The 18268-nt window shown below is 39.9% G+C and carries 11 protein-coding genes; 2 read left to right on the top strand and 9 right to left on the bottom strand.

Features of this window, described 5'->3' with window-relative positions:
* Positions 1 to 31: 31 nt before the first annotated feature.
* The 4 genes from K8L98_RS08230 to K8L98_RS08215 form a co-directional block, all read right to left on the bottom strand.
* Positions 32 to 1966 carry a PTS fructose transporter subunit IIABC gene (locus K8L98_RS08230; RefSeq protein ID WP_223441103.1) on the bottom strand — a complete coding sequence of 645 codons (1935 nt, stop codon included), beginning with the start codon at positions 1964 to 1966 and terminating at the stop codon, positions 32 to 34.
* A gap of 125 nt (positions 1967 to 2091) precedes the next feature.
* Entirely contained in the window at positions 2092 to 4044 is a 1953-nt protein-coding gene (locus K8L98_RS08225) for a BglG family transcription antiterminator (RefSeq protein ID WP_275976745.1), read from the bottom strand.
* Positions 4045 to 4344: 300 nt separating this feature from the next.
* Positions 4345 to 5865 carry an osmoprotectant update ABC transporter permease/substrate-binding subunit OpuFB gene (gene opuFB, locus K8L98_RS08220; protein ID WP_223441097.1) on the bottom strand — a complete coding sequence of 507 codons (1521 nt, stop codon included), beginning with the start codon at positions 5863 to 5865 and terminating at the stop codon, positions 4345 to 4347.
* A gap of 3 nt (positions 5866 to 5868) precedes the next feature.
* Positions 5869 to 6816: an ABC transporter ATP-binding protein gene (locus tag K8L98_RS08215; RefSeq protein ID WP_223441095.1), complete on the bottom strand. Its 948-nt coding sequence runs from the start codon at positions 6814 to 6816 to the stop codon at positions 5869 to 5871.
* 165 nt (positions 6817 to 6981) lie between these two features.
* Here K8L98_RS08215 and K8L98_RS08210 point away from each other — a divergent pair, with 165 nt between their 5' ends.
* Positions 6982 to 7623 (top strand): alpha/beta hydrolase, encoded by a 642-nt coding sequence (locus K8L98_RS08210; RefSeq protein WP_223441093.1) that lies wholly within the window; start codon positions 6982 to 6984, stop codon positions 7621 to 7623.
* Positions 7624 to 7869: 246 nt separating this feature from the next.
* Here K8L98_RS08210 and K8L98_RS08205 read toward each other — a convergent pair whose 3' ends face one another.
* The 5 genes from K8L98_RS08205 to K8L98_RS08185 form a co-directional block, all read right to left on the bottom strand.
* Complete coding sequence (locus K8L98_RS08205) at positions 7870 to 10983, bottom strand: cell wall-binding repeat-containing protein (protein ID WP_223441091.1); 3114 nt, start codon at positions 10981 to 10983, stop codon at positions 7870 to 7872.
* Positions 10984 to 11129: 146 nt separating this feature from the next.
* Positions 11130 to 12152 carry a M42 family metallopeptidase gene (locus K8L98_RS08200; protein WP_223443267.1) on the bottom strand — a complete coding sequence of 341 codons (1023 nt, stop codon included), beginning with the start codon at positions 12150 to 12152 and terminating at the stop codon, positions 11130 to 11132.
* 116 nt (positions 12153 to 12268) lie between these two features.
* Entirely contained in the window at positions 12269 to 14032 is a 1764-nt protein-coding gene (locus K8L98_RS08195) for a glycoside hydrolase family 13 protein (protein WP_223441088.1), read from the bottom strand.
* 61 nt (positions 14033 to 14093) lie between these two features.
* Positions 14094 to 15011, bottom strand: coding sequence for a LacI family DNA-binding transcriptional regulator (locus K8L98_RS08190; protein ID WP_223441086.1), 918 nt, complete (start codon positions 15009 to 15011; stop codon positions 14094 to 14096).
* A 295-nt stretch (positions 15012 to 15306) separates the two neighbouring features.
* The gene (locus K8L98_RS08185) at positions 15307 to 16179 is read right to left on the bottom strand and encodes a dimethylarginine dimethylaminohydrolase family protein (protein ID WP_223441083.1); all 873 of its coding nucleotides are present in this window, start codon (positions 16177 to 16179) and stop codon (positions 15307 to 15309) included.
* 170 nt (positions 16180 to 16349) lie between these two features.
* Between K8L98_RS08185 and K8L98_RS08180 the strand changes: the two genes are divergently transcribed.
* Positions 16350 to 17594 carry an ATP-binding protein gene (locus tag K8L98_RS08180; RefSeq protein WP_223441080.1) on the top strand — a complete coding sequence of 415 codons (1245 nt, stop codon included), beginning with the start codon at positions 16350 to 16352 and terminating at the stop codon, positions 17592 to 17594.
* The last annotated feature ends 674 nt before the right edge of the window (positions 17595 to 18268 follow it).

The following is an 18268-nucleotide window of genomic DNA, read 5'->3' as shown; positions in this document are numbered from 1 at the left end:
GTTTGAGGGCTGAACAATCTTGGCAACGAACCTATTCAATCGATTCTAAAAGCTGAAAGGCTTCTTCTTTTGTTTTAACAGCTAATAATTGTTCTCTATAGCTTTCATCCATCAGTTTACGAGAAAGCATTTGAAGGATTTTTAAATGTTCATTCCCTTCACTATCCTTAGGAACAGCAATCATGAAAATCAGCTTTGCATCTGTACCATCAAGGCTTTTCCAGTCTACCCCGTCTTTTTTGAGACCAAAAACAACGCGAGGTTTCTTTACGGCAATTGATTTTCCGTGAGGGATAGCAATGTTCATGCCAATTCCTGTTGAGCTTTCTTGTTCTCGGTTTAATATCGCCTGTTTGAAGTCTGAAGTTGAACTTAATGCTCCTGCATCATCTAACTTTTGTATCATTTCATCAATAACATCATCACGTGTTAATCCGGCTAGATTTACGTCAATTAGCTCCGGACTGGTGATATCTGTTAATTTTTTAATTTCTATATTTGCTGTCTTGATCTCTTTTTGATGTGTTTTTTGCGGTACTTCTTGGGTTTCTTCAGCTTCTTTTGCATCAGGGGTATCTAATGTCTGAACATCTCTTTTCAAGATATTGACCAATAGAGCTGTTACAAACGCACCTGCAATTACGGCGATAAAAAACATCAGAACATTATCAACAGCTCCGAGTACGGCAACGATCGGTCCTCCATGTGCAACTTTATCTCCAACATGTCCAAGCATTGCGATAACTGAACCAATCATAGAACCGGCCATAATACTTGGAATGACACGAAGCGGATCTTGAGCTGCAAACGGAATTGCTCCTTCTGTGATTCCGAATAATCCCATTGTAAATGACGCTTTACCTGCTTCTCTTTCTGCAGGCTGGAATTTTTTCTTTCCTAAGAACGTTGCAAGTCCCATTCCAATAGGCGGTATACAGATTGCAACTGCGATTGGGCCCATGATTTCATAGTTTCCTTCTGCAATCATTGCAGATCCGAAAAGAAACGCAACCTTATTTACAGGACCTCCCATATCAAAGGATATCATTGCACCTAAAATTAATGCCAGCAGGATTGAACTTGTACCTTGCATGCTTGCTAACCATGATGTTAATGATTCGAAAACTTGGGCAACAGGTGCTCCAAGAATATAAACAAATACGAGACCGACAATAAGTGACGCAATGATCGGGATGATGATAATTGGCATAATCGGCTGAATGGCTTTTGGTACTTTTAGTTTTTTAATACCTAAAGCTACATACCCCGCTAAGAAACCAGCGATAATACCGCCGATAAAGCCTGCACCAGCTTCACTTCCGTAAAAACTGCCATTTGCTGCAATATATCCGCCAATCATACCAGGAGCTAAACCAGGTCTATCTGCAATACTAACGGCAATGAATCCTGCCAGAATTGGAATCATGAATGTAAAGGATGCTCCACCGAGCTTTTCGATCGTTTTCCAGAATGAATCATCCGGAATCACAAGGCCTCCAGGAGTCTTTTCTCCTCCGAGAGTTAATGCAATCGCAATTAATAATCCGCCAATTACAATGAATGGAATCATATAAGAAACCCCATTCATTAAATGCCGGTAAAAAGGATTTTGTTTTTCTTCTTTTTTATGATTATTTTCTGCAGCCTTTGATGCTTTGTACACAGGTACGTCGCCGCTTATTTTATTAATTAATTCTTCTGGCTTGCGTATTCCGTCTTGAACACCAGCAACTAACACCTTTTTGCCAATAAACCGATCTTTATTAACTGATTTGTCAGCAGCGATAATAATACCGTCCGCCTCACGAATATCCTTCTCAGTAAATTCATTTTCTACCCCGATTGAGCCCTGGGTTTCAACCTTCATTTGAACGCCTAACTTTTCAGCAGCTTTTTGAAGATTTTCTGCAGCCATATAAGTATGAGCAATCCCGTTTGGACAGGATGTAATCGCTAATATCTTCATTTCTAATCCTCCTAAATTTGTTTCGCAATCGCTTACATTCATACTATAACGCGAAAAAACGAGGGGAAAAGTTTAACTTTTTACCGCAGCTTCCGGAAATATCGGTTTTAATACATGTTAGGATACTATCTTCTAACATGAAAATTAGATAAAAAGTTCATTTTATCTTCTTCTTTAATGAGAGTTTGAATAAAAGCAGGCTGTTCTGTCAGATAGGACAATTCACTAAATAGCTGCTTTGTCTCTTCATGCTCATCATTTTTGACAGCGAGCATAAATACGAGTGTTACTTTTTCTGATCCCCATTTAATCGGTTTTTTTAAAGTAGCAATTGCAATCGCTGACTGCTTGATCAGTTTGGGGCTGCCGTGTGGAATGGCAATGCCTGCACCAATGGTTGTTGATGACATTTTTTCCCTATTAATGGCGTTATGTGCATATTCTTTTTCCACATATCCTTTTTCATACAAGGAGTCAGCAAGCATTTCGATTATTTCATAACGATGTTCTGCATCTTGCTGTAAAAAAACTAAAAAGGGATTCGTATATTTCAACAGCACAGATTCTTCTATTTTATGATGAACAGATTCTTCAAACTGATTGATAAAACTCATTAATTTCTCTTCTTCTGCTGCCGTTAACAAAGGGGAAACTACAAGATGTGGAATCTTTAATTCTGGCAAAGAGACAGTAGATATCACAAGGTCGACATCATATTTTGATACAAATTCTTTTAAGTCTGCCTTGGCTATGCACCCCATGATATGGATGGAATAAAATTTTCTCTCAATTTTTGTTTTTAATAACTGGGACGTACCAATTCCCATATGACAGACAATAACGGCATTTTTCTTTTTTTCTCTGGTGCTTTTAAGCCGTTCAATCGATGCTTGAAAATGCAAAGTAACATAGGCTGCTTCTTCCTCTGGAATTGACAGAGCGAAAGATTGATTAATTTCTTCTAAGACGTTGATGACCATATCAAACATATATGGATACATTTTTTTTATATCATCCAACATTGGATTTGTAACGGAAAGACCGTAATTAAGACGATTTAATGTTGTATACAAATGAACCTTAAGTCCGCTTAACAAGGTTTGATCCTTTGTAAATTCAATCATATTTAACTCGGTCATACGATTTACTAAAAGATGCACCAGCATTAATAGCATAGGGTTATTTTCAGTAAAACCAGCTAGTTTGTCTGTCTCGTTTCTTTGTTGATAACGAATTTTCCCGCCTAATATATGTAAAGCCAAATATGTGATTTCCTCTTCTGGAAAATGCAATGAAAAAACTGGTTCCAGCCTTTTTAAAAATTCAGAAGTCCATTCATATTCTTTCTTATCTCTGAGAAGAGATTTTTCTTTTTCTGAGATGGAAACAGGCTGTTTAAGTTTTATTCGCTTAATCATCAGGAGTGTATGTATGATTAAACTTTCAACAGTTTCATCTGTAAAATATAAGGAATGACGATTTTGCAGCTCTTTCAATTCTATTTTTACTGCTTCTGCTTCATAAGATGAAAATTGTTCTTTTATAAATTGATTACTGGATGTCATATTGTTGGTCAGCTGATAGAATCGGGAAAAAGCGGTTCGTTTATTTTTTTCAGCTCCTATAATCGTCAGGCCGACTCTTTGCTTAGAAATTAATGTTAAGTCCATATCCTTTAGCCATTCATCGATTTTGTCCAAGTCTTTTTTGATAATTGCTTTATTCACAAAATACTGCAAAGCAAAATCCTGAACTGTTACTGGCTTTACGGACATTAGAAGCTGATAAGCTATTTGTAGAACCCTTTCATTAGATTCATAGACTGGATTGTTTGCCAGGTGGAGCTGTTTAAACAGGGCTGTCTTGTCACGCTCTTCAATTTCTAAGTATACGCCTAACCCTGGTTTTCGAATTAAAGAAGCATTTGAATGCTGTTTTATGTATTCTTCAATTGCCTTAAAATCATTGCGTATTGTTTTTTCAGAACAATCCACTTTTTCTGCAATATCCTGCACTAACAAATGCTGATCTGATTGAGTTAATAAAATATGTAGGATTTCTTGCTGTCTTGCATTCATTAGGTTCACCTGCTTATCTTTGGAACAATTCTATATTCATTATATTGTGGATTTAACACCGTTTTTTATACGATACATTTGATGATAGTGTAAATTGACACAATACATCTATAAAAACTTGACGGGAAATTTTGAAAAACCGCAGACATCAAATCTCATCATATATCATTTTTCTTTTATGATAAACAAAGGAATCTATTCAGAAAGCTTAATTTGTATGATTTTCTAACATTTCATAACCAGTTCCCTTGGTCAAATAGCAAAAAGAGAGAATTCCGGTTGGATTCTCCCTTTTTAACTCTATTCTTTCAGCAGGCCATTTTTTTGAAGGTACTCTTTCGCCGCTTCTGAAGCTTGCTTCCCTTCAACATTTACCTGATAATTCATCTCCCGCATTTCATCGTCCGTAATTTTTCCTGCGAGATTATTTAGCGCGTCCTCAATCTCCGGATGCTCTTCTAGCGTTTCTTTTTTCAATAACGGCGCACCCTGATAAGGCGGGAATAAGTTTTTATCATCTTCTAGAACCGTTAAGTTATATTGCTGCAGCTCACTGTCTGTTGAATATGCATCAATTAAATTGATTTCACCGGACTGAATGGCTTCGTAACGCAGCTTTGGCTCCATCGTTTTTATGTTTGAAAAGGTTGTTTCATAAAGCTTTTGAATACCTTTATATCCGTCCTCACGATCAGAAAACTCAAGTGTAAATCCAGCATTCATATTGCCTGCCACTTGTTTTAAATCTGACATTTTTTCAAGGCCAAATTGTTCGGCTGCTTCTTTTGGTACGGCTAAAGTGTACGTGTTATTAAATTTCATCGGCTTTAGGTAGGCCATATCAAATTTTTCCATCATCCCTTTTTTGGCCTGCTCATATACTTCGTTTCGATTGGTGCTTACAGCTTCCTCTTTTAAAAATGTAGTTATGGCGGTACCAGTGAATTCCGGGTAAATATCAATATCTCCTGATTTTAGCGCATTAAAAACAAATGAGGTTTTTCCGAGACCAGGTTTAACTTCCACTTCTAAATCTGTCTCTTGCTCAATCAGCAGCTTATACATATTGATTAAAATTTCAGGCTCAGATCCAAGTTTGCCGGCGATGACGATATCTTTTTTCCCAGTTCCAAAAACAAGCGGAACAGCAACAATTAAGACTGCGGCTAATCCTGCAATACCAACTGCTTTCATTGATTTTCTCGCTGATGTTTTTTCAACTAAACGGAGGAGAACATCAAACAAGATTGCAAGAAGAGCTGCTGGAATTGCTCCAAGTAATATCAGCATGTTATCGTTGCGGTCGATGCCAAGCAGAATCAGTTTCCCTAATCCCCCTGCGCCAATTAGAGCTGCTAGTGTTGTCGTTCCTACGATCAGCACCATCGCTGTCCGGATTCCGGCCATAATTACCGGGAGGGCAAGAGGGAGCTCCACTTTAAACAAACGCTTGGAATTGTTCATTCCCATCGCTCTTGCCGCTTCAATTAAGGAAGGATCAACCTCTTTAATTCCCGTGTATGTATTTCTCAGGATTGGGAGCAGTGCATAAATAACCAATGCAACGATTGCCGGTATGACTCCAATCCCGACAAGCGGAATCAGCAATCCAAGCAAGGCAAGGGAAGGTATGGTTTGTAGCACTGCTGAGATTCCTATGACACCTTCTGCAGCTCTGGCTTTTCTTGTTAAATAAATACCGAGGGGAATAGATATGATAACAGCAAGCAAAAGAGCTATAAACGAAATTTGGATATGTTCAAACAAAGCAGATAATAGCTCGCCTTGCCTTTCTTTAAAAACATCAATGAATGCATTCATACGTTAACCTCTTTCTTCCGTTCGCCCCGATAAAAACTGTACGGCCGACTCTCTTGTAATGGTTCCGATAATCTGTCCATTCCGTTCTACAGGAATCATATCTTCTTCTCCTAATCGAGCCAGGGCCACCTTGATATCTGCAGAATAAGACAACGGAACTTTCAGGGGATCTGTTTCCTGAAGAGGACGAACAAACCCTTCAATCGAACCCTCTAGAACATTTGTCACGGCACGATGGCCGATAAACTCCTTTACGAACTCATTTGCAGGATCCCTAACAATAGCTTCAGGTGTATCAACTTGAATGACCTCTCCATCCTTCATCACACAAATGCGGTCTCCTAAAGCCAGGGCCTCCTGCATATCATGTGTGACAAATACAATCGTTTTATGAATCCGCTTCTGCAGATCAATCATATCCTGCTGCAGTTTTTCTCGGCTGATCGGATCCAGCGCGCTGAATGGCTCGTCCATGAGAATGATATCCGGATCAGCAGCAAGCGCCCTGATGACTCCGATTCTCTGCTGCTGACCGCCGGATAATTCGCTCGGCTTCCGTGTTCGATATGTATCAGGATCAAGACCTACCATTTCAAGCAGCACATCTGTCCGCTTGCGGATTTTCTCAGCGTCCCATTTTCTAAGCTCAGGAACGATCGCGATATTTTCTTCAATCGTCATATGCGGAAACAGAGCAATCTGCTGCAGCACATACCCGATATTCCAGCGGAGCTCATGAATGTCATAGTCATGAACATTTTTTCCGTCTATGAAGACAGATCCAGCCGTTGCATCTATCAGACGGTTAATCATTTTCATTGTTGTTGTTTTTCCGCAGCCTGATGGCCCGATAAAAACAAAAAACTCCCCTTTTTCTATAGTTAAATCCAAGGCATTAACGGCTTTTGTACCATCCTTATATACCTTAGATACGTTCTCAAAGCGGATCATAAGCTCACCTTTTTCTATTGTTATAATGAAAAAATCGTCATACCCTTACCTCTATTACCCGAAATATTCAGAAGTTATTCATCTTTTTAGAAATAACGAAAACTTTCTCTTAAGCAATAGTGGAATTATCTGTATAATACTAGAAAAGAGAGGGTGAAGCCAGTGATGAAGATCATAACAGATTCTGTAATCGGATTTAAGGATGCTAACATTCCATTTACGCTTCTCAGCAAAAATTCCAACACAAAAAGCCTGGCCATTATGCTTCCAGGCTTAGGCTATACAGCGCAGGGACCTCTTTTTCATTACTCAACTGGGGTATTCTTAAATAAGAATGCTGACGTGCTTCATATCAATTATCAATACAATGCTGCATTCTATGAATCTTTTACAAATGAAGAAATCGATGAGGCTTTAAAAAGAGATGTAAGAAACGTAATCGATACTGTCTTAAGCGCACATACTTACAGTGTTTTTTATCTAATAGGAAAATCGCTCGGAACCATCGCATTAGCTTCTGAGCTCGGCAGAACAGCTTTTTTCGATGCGAAAGTAATTTGGTTAACACCGCTATTAAATAGAGAAGATGTTTTTGGATCGATTGTAAAGAGCAAAAAAAGAGGATTGTGCATGATTGGCGATAAAGATCCTTATTATAAGGAAGATAGATTTCAGCAGCTGAAGGATAACCCGATTCTTAACTCTGTCCTTATTCCTGAAGCGAATCATAGTTTAGAATTGGATGGTGATCCTGTGGGTTCCGTGGATATATTAAAAGCAGTGATTGCGAAGATTGAGGCATTTTAAAAGCGCGGCAGCAAGCCGCGCTTCTTTTATACAAACAGCTGATCAATTGCACTTTGAGGAAGACCTATTTCTCCTCCGAGAATGTAATAAACAAATGTTTGTTCCTTATACTTTTGTATAGTAGCTTTAGTTGCGCCGTTTGCAGTCTTTGGATTTGTTAAAACAACCTGGCTGAAGTATTGAGCGGCAAGTGCATACTTTCATTAAAAAAAAGCCCTGATTTGATCAGGACTTTTCATGAAAAACTTATTCAAATAATGAACTTATTGCAGATTCAGGAAGAGCATTTTCTCCGCCAATAATGTAATACTTTTTAGCTGAATCAGCATAAGCCGCAATTGTATCGATCGTTGTTTGCTCAGCTGCTTTTGGATTTGTTAAAATCATAGGATTTCCATGAACTGCTGCTGCAGCAGAACCTGACAATGCATCAGGGTAGTTTGTTCCAGTTGCAATAAACGGACTCGACATATTCAAGTCAGCAGCAAAGTAGCTGATGATGCTGCTGTTTGTTTCATAACGAGTCGCCCCGCTGATGCGTTTATGATTTGGGAAAACTTTAGCAATTTTATCAGGCACAACAGCTGTGCCGCCAATAACAAAGGTTTGCTTCATGCTGCTTGATTTAACGTATTGGCTGACAGAATTCGGTATTGCATTTTTCTTTGTCAGTAATATTGGCATCGTTTTCGATGCAGCGATTGGTGCAATGGATAAGGCGTCTGCAAAGCTTTCGCCAGTAGCAACTACAGCACGATCCGCCGTTCCAATCTGTTTAGCAATATTAACGGATGTCTCATAACGGTCTATGCCGCTGATTCTGGAAATCGATGTTATGCCGGCAGCCTTCAGCTCTTTTTCTACGTTTGCAGTTATGGCAGATTTTCCGCCAACCAGAATAACTTTTTTCGCTCCCAAGCGCTTAAGCTCACCTTTTACCACAGCAGGAAGCGAATTCGTGTCTGTTAATAAAAGAGGGGCCTTGTGTTTATGAGCAAGAGGAGTTGCACTTAATGCATCCGGATAATTTTTGCCTGTTGCAATGACAACTGTTCCGGACCCAGTAAAGCTTTCTTTTGATACTTTTACAGCTGTTTCATAACGGTCTGAACCAGAAATGCGTTCCACCGGAATATTCATTCGATCAAATGCTTTAACAGCGCTGAATAAATCAAGTCGGCCCCAGCCAGATACTGTGTCATAACCTGGAATGACTTCTTCTTCAGGATACGGGTATTCTTCGTCATATGGATATTCTTCCAAGTCATCCATAGGGTTATCTTGTTCATCAAATGCAATGTCAGCAGCAGATTTCGTCAGGATTCGTTCTACTTCACCCGGCGTTAAATCCATATTATGTGAAAGAAGCAGGCCTGCTGCTGCTGCTGCATGAGGTGTTGCCATTGATGTTCCCGTCATATTCGTTACATTGCCATCAGGCATTATGCTAGGAATGTCAGTACCTGGTGCAACTAGATCCAGCCCTTTTCCATAGTTTGAATAATCCGATACTAGATCAATGCGGTTTGTTCCGCCTACTGAGATAACATACTTAGAAGAAGCAGGATAAGAAAGCTCTTCCAAGCCATCATTTCCGCTTGCTGCTACAACTGTTACATCATGATCGTAAGCATATTTTAACGCACTCTCGATGACGCGGCTGTATCCTCCGCCAAGACTCAGGTTGATCACGTCTGCACCTTGATCAACTGCATATCGAATTCCGAATGCAATTTGCTCTGTGTCGCCGCTTCCTGCTGCATCAAGGACTTTTACAGGAAGAATTTTGGCATGAGGATTAATGCCAGCCATTGAATAATGGTTATTTGCTTCAGCAGCAATGATGCCGGAAACATGAGTTCCATGCCCATTGTCATCTATGGCATTTGAGTTTTTCTCAATAAAGTTGTAGCCTTTTTCAGTCAGTACCTTGCTGCTTAGATCTGCAAGAGTATGATCTACTCCGGTGTCAGCTACAGCAATCACTGTTTCACTCAGCTGTCTGCCTTTTAATACTTTTTGAAGCTGTTCAAATTTAATGTCAGCATCAGCAATGCCGCCATCTTTCCCTTCGTTTTTCAGCGACCATTGATATGGATATTGAGTATCAGCAGTAAATGCTTTGTACTGTTGAACAGGTTCCGCAAATTCAACCTCCGGCAGCTTTGCAAGCTGTCCTGCCGCTGTTTTTAAAGAACTCGCTGAAGCTTTATAGCCTGTTGTGCTTCCTTCTACTTCCATCACATACATATCAGGGAAAACAGATTTACTCGCTTTTAGCTGAGAAACCGACTGAATGCCAAATGATTTCGTTTTTGCCTGAATGCTGCTTAATTTCTTTCCTTCTTTTAACTTTACAATGACGCGGTTTTCATAGCTGCTTGCAGCAGGTACTGCATATCCGCCTTTTTGTAAAATAGAAGAAACGGTTTTGTTCGTTACATTTGAAAGACCGATGCTTTTCCCGGTTTTCTCAATTTGATCTTTAAGGAAAGACGGTACTGATTCAAGCGCTGTTTGATATAAACGATTGATCGCATCTTGATCCGCGCGGGTAATTTTATACGTACTGCTGCTTCCTTTTTCTGCAACATCTGTAAATAAGCCTTTTAATTGGACTAAATCCTGATAAACGTTATCGCGGATCGTCTTGCTGAAAACCATTTTCGTGCTTAAAAATGGAGCAATCTTGTAATACATGGAAGATAATTCTTTTCCATTTTCAGTTTTAGCAAGGACATCTTCACGAATGGTTCTCAAGTCCTTTAAAATGTTTTTGCCGTTTTCTCTTTCTTTTGTGCTAAGCTCTGCCGGACACTCTTCCGAACTTACATATTCAGAAGGAGGAAGTGTTATCCCATCATATCCGATCGTATAGGAAGCGGGTGGCTCTGCAGGCTCTTCCTCTTCTTCCTCAATCGTCATCTCTTCTTCTATGACCTCTTCTTCACCCGTGTAATGCTCTACTTTAATATAAAAAGGTCCCGCCCATGCTACCGGGAAATCAATGACTGCCGGCTGATCTGCATAAGAATACCCCATATATCTGTCGAATGCGCGATTATCAATTGCATTTTCAAGACTGGAATATACCGTTACATTCAATTCAGCTTCTGATTGAAGCTTTACGCGCAGGTGCGTGTAATCTTTAATTTCTGCTTCCGTTGGATCTATCGTGTACCACTGTACTTGTTCCGATTCCTCAAACAAACCTTCCACTGGTTCTGAAATGGTTAATTTCGCTTCTTCTTTCGGCACATCTGCTTCTGCTGCCAAAACATCCTTTACAGAAAATTGGCTGAAAAACAGGGCAAAAATCAGAATGACTGCCATGAAACTGCTAAACTTTCTTTTCGTCATTTGAAACCTCCGCTTAATAGATTCATAATATTTACATTTTCTATTAAAACATAGAAATTTCTTTCTTGGAAAACATTTCTATATATTTAAGGTAGATTTAAACAAGGAGCTGCTTCTCGCAGCTCCTTGCTGGTGTTACCCTTTTTTTACAGAACCATAGCAGATTTCACATAGTGATAAAGCAGCTTCGCAGTATTTTCAAGCGAGTCTTTGTGAGTGCGTTCAAACGCGTGTGAGGAGTCGATTCCCGGTCCGATTAATCCATGAACAATATCATGGCCGGAACGGATCGCTGCTGATGCATCAGATCCATAGTAAGGATAAATATCTAATTTAAAGCCAATGTTGTGCTCTTTCGCCAGATTCGTTAAGTTTTTGCGGAGCTCATAATGGTAAGGACCGCTTGCATCTTTCACACAAATTGAAACGGTGTACTCATCCGTTGACTGTCCGTCACCCATCGCACCCATATCTACAGCTAAATATTCGACTGTTTCAGGTGTGATATTAGAATTTCCGCCGTAGCCGATTTCTTCGTTATTTGATATTAAAAAATGAGTTGTATATGGCAGCAGTAATTTTTCTTCCTTGATTTGCTTCATAAGCATAAGCAAAAGCGCAACACTTGCTTTATCATCTAAATGACGGGATTTAATAAAGCCATTATCCGTCACTTCCACACGGGGATCAAACGAGACAAAGTCTCCGACTTCAATGCCGAGTGCCCTTACATCATCGGCATTTTCCACCGTTTCATCAAGGCGGATCTCCATGTTGGCCTGATTCCGTTCTGCTTTTCCTGCATCTTTATAGACATGAACTGAAGTCTGGTGCATCAGGATTGTACCTGTAAACATCTTGCCCGATGAAGATTCGATTTTGCAATATTCACCTTCAATCGAGTTATAGTTAAAACCTCCGATTAAATCAATCGTCAGCCGTCCGCTTGCTTTAATTTCTTTTACGATTGCCCCAAGCGTATCAACGTGCGCTGTCAGCATGCGGTGATGTGAATTGTCTCTTCCCGGAATGGTTGCAAGCAGTCCGCCTTTGCGATTGCGTCTCGTCTCGATTTGACATTCAGCCAAATAGTTTTCTACATATGTAATCACTTCATTTGTATTCCCAGATGGACTCGGTATGGACACGAGCTCTTTGATCAGCTGCATCGTTTCATTCAAATTAGATTCTCTCCTTTTAGTTGCTTTTTCTATATTATAACAGTTTCAAACATCCTTAAAATAGCAAAACCGATACCCCATAATGGGAAATCGGCTGATTGACCTTATTCATATGAGATGATGCTGAGCCCATGAGCATCAAGTGCAAGTGTTGAACTTAAAATCTCTTGACCTGTTAATAGGCATGAAGCCTTCTTTAAATTCTCAGGAAGAGAAACATCAATTGGATGATTTTCCCCGTTTAAAATGAACAGGATTTTCTCATCGTTAAACGTTTTTGTATACATGATATGCTGATCTTCTCGGCCAGCTTCGACAAATTGAATTTTCCCCTTGTTGCCGAAGGCCGGATTGTTTTTGCGAAGCTCAATCATCTGCGTAATAAATTTCAATAATTCCCCGTCCTGTTTTTCCTCATCCCAAATCATGCATTTACGGCAGCCTGGATCCATCACGCCCGTCATGCCTATTTCGTCCCCATAATAAATACACGGTGCGCCCGGTGATGAAAGCAGAAAAGCGAAAAGCTGCTTTACTTTATCTGTATTTTCTCCGCAGACAGTAGCGATACGAGGAGTGTCATGACTTCCAAGCAAGTTAAATGCAACTTCCGACACTTGCTCAGGATACATAAGTAGAGCTTCTGATGTTCGGCTGATAAATTCTGATGCCGTTACTTTTCCGTGAGCAAAATAGTCGATTGCCACACTTGTGTACGGATAATTCATTACTGCATCAAACTGATCACCCTGCAGCCAAGGCATTGCATCATGCCACACCTCTCCTAAAATATAAACCTCAGGATCAATCGTTTTAATTTCTTTGCGGAACTCGCGCCAGAAGTCATGGGAAACCTCATTTGCCACATCGAGTCTCCATCCGTCAATGCCAAATTCCTTCACCCAGTACCGCCCAACTTCAAGCAAATATTCCCGCACTTCAGGATTCCCTGTTCTGAGCTTTGGCATATTTTCCGAGAAACCGAACGTTTCGTAATGAACCTTGCCGTCTTTTTTCAGCGGAAACTGATCAATGTGGAACCAATCTCTATATTTTGACGCTTCTCCGTTTACGACCACATCCTGAAACGGCGGAAACTCATAGCCGCAATGATTAAACACAGCATCAAGCATCACTTTAATGCCATTTTCATGACAGACCTTCATTAACTTTTTAAACGTTTCTTTGTCTCCAAACTGCGGATCAATTTCTAAATAATCAATCGTATCGTACTTGTGATTCGAAAACGCTTTAAAAATAGGGGTGAAATAAATACCCGTAATCCCAAGCTTCACAAGGTAATTAATATTTTGAATGATCCCTTTAAAGTCTCCGCCAAAGCTGTTCGCTGCTGTCGGCTCTGTACTTCCCCAAGGCAAAGCATCTTTAGGGTTCAGGGCTTGGTCTCCATTCGCAAAGCGTTCAGGAAAAATCTGATACCAGACCGTGTCCTTGACCCATGACGGGGCAGCAAAAATATCTTCTTCATTAATATAAGGGAAGGTAAAATAGTAACCGTTATGATCTTGCGGCTTTTTATCCAAAAATCCCTGCTCCGTAAAAATGAGTGTTTGATCTCCCGATAGTATCTCAAACCCATACTTCAAACGTCTATGCGGTGGTTTAAGCGCAGCCGTCCAAATATCGTAAAGCTCCGTTCTTCCAAGCAGAGTCATCCCGATATGCTCTTCAGACTTCCATTTCCAGACTCCTTTGCTTTCCTGCTCCCACGTGAATGGATCTCCCCAGATCAAATTCACCTTTTCAGCATCATTTTTCTTTGTCTGCAGACGGATGTGCAGCGTATCTTTATCATAAGCATATGCAAAATTATTTTTAGGACGGTGGTAAACCGCTTCTTTTAACATCGGATTCAGTTCCCCCAATTCTAGACTTAAACGTTTAAGTAACGGTAGAAAAAAGCAGAAGCTACTCTGCCGGTATATTAGTGTATTTTTCTAAATGCAAACCTCTGTTGTCTTTAATAAGATCGGATAAAACCTTGAATGCAATATTCGCTTTAGAATCCCTGAATAAAACCATTTTTGCTCCCACAGGAAGGATCTCCGGACAATTGGATGTGCAAATCACGGCATCATCTTCAATGTTCCGGAATTTCGATACAGTGGAGGCCAAAAACTCGTTTAGAATAATCGCTGATTGATCAGTGTTCCTTGCTAAAAATTCAGCAAGGACTTTTTCATCCTCCATAAGATGTATGTCACCCTCTGAAAGACCCGACGCCATCTTAATATGCTCAGTAAGTCCAGCATTGTGAAACTTCTCCATAATTAAAACGGCTGATTTTCCTTTCAGCTGTTTTTTTGCAGCTGAAAAAGCTCTCTTGTAATCAAACATGACCTTGTAAAACAATTCATCATCAATTACACTGTCAACGAGTACGAGCGGCACTCCTGCTGGAACGGTGTTTGAGATGCTGTAGAAGAAATCTTCCCGGACATCAATCAGGAAAACGCCATCAAGCTTCCGTTCTGCGATAATCTCAAGATTGGGCTTCTCCACATCAATACTTGAAAGCACAACGTGATACCCCTGTTTTGTCAGCAGCTGCTCAAGCTCAAAAATAAACTCGGCGTGATGCGCGCGTCTCCATACCCCTTCGTGTGCAGAGCGGTTTATAAGAATTCCGATTAACCCTGTCTTCTGCTTAACAAGTGATCTTGCAGCAAGGTTAGGCACATAATTCAATTTCTTTGCAATCTGGAGCACACGTTCCTTTGTCTCTGCTGGAATCGATTGATTTTCTGCATTATTTAAAACGTAGCTCACAGTCGCAACAGAAACATTCGCTTGAGACGCAATATCTTTCATTGTTGCTTTTTTCATCTCTTTCACCATTTTCACTTAATCGTTTAAGTTGAGTATACAGATCATTGACTTAAATGTCCAGGACCAAATATTTAAGTTCCTATTACCGCCATAAAGCGACTCTAATGGTGTGCCAGCTTTCCTTTTAGACATGAGGCTGTATATCTCATTTATGCGTAATTATGTAAGAATAGCCGCGAATTTTCTTTGAAAGAGCCCAATTAATTTGCAATGGCTCCTAACTCCCGAAAGCTAGATTGATTGATTACAGGAAAAGCCGGCTGCTCATTTTAGCAGCCGGCGCTTATACCCTTTATACCGCTCTTAAAATAGGTAATGTACAGCATCTGAAAGAGCCTCCAGATTTGATGATTTCAGTGATATCCACTTCAATCACCTCATACCCTCTGTCTCTGAGCTGTTTGTTTACATTTTTATTAACAGGAAGACTGATGATTTTTCTATCGCCTATCGAAAGGACGTTTGTGCCCATTGTAAACTGTTCGGCTTCCGATACTTCAATTAAGTTGTAGCGCCGCTTAAGCATTTTCAGTTCTTTCTCTTCAAAAGCATATGGAAAGATCAGGGCTTCCGTTTCGGACAGGACATTAAATACACAGTCTAGATGAAGGTATTTTTCATTTATCGGAACAGGTATAACCTCAAAGGCTGGAACAAGCGACTGCAGTTTTTCGATCGCATGCATACACGTTCTGTCACTCACCCCAACGAAAATAGCCGTTCTGTCGATGATCACGTCTCCGCCTTCAATCCGGTGTTCTTTCAGACATTGCTGCGGATAGCCCTGTACATCAAGCCAGCTGCGCAGCACTTCTTCCTCTCCCTGTCTGATGTCCTGGCCCATTTCCGAAACGTAAACGGTTTTGCCTAAAGTGAAGCCGATGTCACGGGTGAATACTTGCTCAGGGTATTTTTCATAAGGTGTGAGCATAATTACTTCTGCCCCATTTTCCTCTAATGTCCGGACAAACTGCTGATGCTGTCTGATTGCGAGCTCTGAATCTATATTTTCATCGGCATAATGCCTCTGTGTTTCATTAATAACTTCGGTGATCCGCATATAGTTTGGCTGACATACCAGCACCCGCTTTAATGAATCATATTCGCTAAAACAGGCTAACGTCTGATCTGGTTTTCGAATGGTCGTCAAAATAAATTCCCCCATTATGATTGCTTTTATGAGATTATTCCCTAAACGGCTTAAATATTAAACTATTTTGTGACATTATCTGACGCCTATTCTTTTAATCACGCTGTTAGTAATTGTCAAACATGTTTAATTGTTATATAGTTTTAAAAGTTGAACTATATTTTTCTCATATGAGGCTGGAAAGAATGAAAATTGATAATGAACTAGAAACATTACGAAAAGAAAATCAGCTTTTAAAAGAACTCATCACACAATGGCCTACTGCATTTACTTATGTAAATCCGGAACTCGAGCTTGCGGTTTGCAAAGAGAAGGCAGACTTGCCTCCATCCATTCAGAAAATGACCAGCGCACAGCTGACGGCTCACACAAATCAGCGCCTCTGCCTATCATCATCAGCTATTGATTCATTTCATCACACAGAAGCTTTTCTATCCGACATCTTCGATTTAGTTGCCCATCATGTTGTTTTTATTGATGAAGCGGGCATTGTTACTTTATGCAATCTTCAAGCAGCAAAGGATCACGGGGTCAACCGGGACGAGATTATCGGCAGGCATTTAAGGGAGCTTGTATGCATTCCAGACGATCAGCTTCTGACACTTGAAACCGCCCGCACCGGGATTGAATTCATTGACCGTGAAGTACTTGATAAAAATTATGGAATCCTGAATACGAAAATCCTCTGGAATAGCGACGGATCCATTAAACGGGTAATCGGCACCTTCTACTTTTTAAACGCTATAAAAGAAGCCGAAAAACAGGCGATCGCCGGCAGAATTGCCGCTGGAATTGCCCATGAAATCAGAAATCCATTAACAACGGTCCGAGGCTTTCTTCAGGTGCTTCAAGCTTCAGCAGATCCTGAAACGAAAAGCTTATTTCAGACAATTTTAATTCCTGAAATCGACCGGGCAAATAAAATCATTTCAGATTTCCTGAGCATCGCAAAACCTGCCGAAATTCGGTCTGAGCATTTTGAAGTGAAAGAATTTCTCCTGAATCATTTAGGAAGAATCTTAGAAAGCGAATCGCTTCTTTACTCCATTGAGTTTCAAGTCAAAATTGACCCCACTGCAGAAGGGATATATATCCTTGGAAATAAGGATGAACTTCTTCAGGTCTTTCTGAATTTGTTTCAAAATTCTTTTCAGGCAAAAAACACAGATCCGCTTAGAATTCACATCTCTTGCACGCGCCAGGAAAATCGGCTGCAAATCAGTTTTTCTGATAATGGAAAAGGCATTATCCCTTCCGCTCTGCATCATATATTCGATCCATTCTTCTCTACAAAAGACAGCGGAACAGGACTCGGTCTCTCTGTTTCGAAAAAAATTGTCGAGAACCATAAGGGTACAATGACGGCAAGCAGTGACGAAAACGGTACTATATTTTATCTGGATTTCCCTGTTTGGGAGGAGCAGCGTTAAAAGTATACAATACCTGAAAATTGCTATGAAATTTCCTTGCAAATTTAGTAAAGAGAAGATCAGGAATACAAAAAAGGCTTAGAGTATTTGCTCTGAGTCTTTTATAATTTAAATGGTTAATTCCATAATAGCCTCCGATTATTGAAGATAATAGTTATTCTATTCATCAAATTCTGGATCGGATATCATAAGCAACCCCTTTAAACAATCATCATATTCTACAATCCTTCCCTTTAACTTAATACCAATTATTTCAAAATAAAGATGAGAATTCAATCATTTATTACATTATTTAACATGATCACTAGCGGTAATTACGCTACAACCCGGATTTCATTAATATAAAGTAAAAGAAAACGTTCTGTCGGACGTGGTCCTTATTGAAGTTATTACCCACCTTGCTTTTTATGCTACAATTCAAGAACTCTAAAAAGAAAACTTTAGTAATGCGGCTGCCGGTTATTAGGGCAGCTTGTTCATTACCTTATACTTTGCAAATAATGAGAGAAGAGGTTAAATTGAATAATATATTAATGCTCGGTGCAAACCGGTCAATTGCAAGGTGAACTGGACCTTGGTGCTGCAAAAGAAACTTATAACTTCCCAATCATTGGGTCTGAGAAAATGTCTCATCTCGAGGATGCAGCAGCTGCTTTTTCTAATACCTGAAGAAA

This window comes from Metabacillus dongyingensis (assembly GCF_019933155.2).
Taxonomy (GTDB): Bacteria; Bacillota; Bacilli; order Bacillales; family Bacillaceae; genus Bacillus_P; species Bacillus_P dongyingensis.
This window is presented reverse-complemented; position numbering and strand designations above follow the sequence as displayed.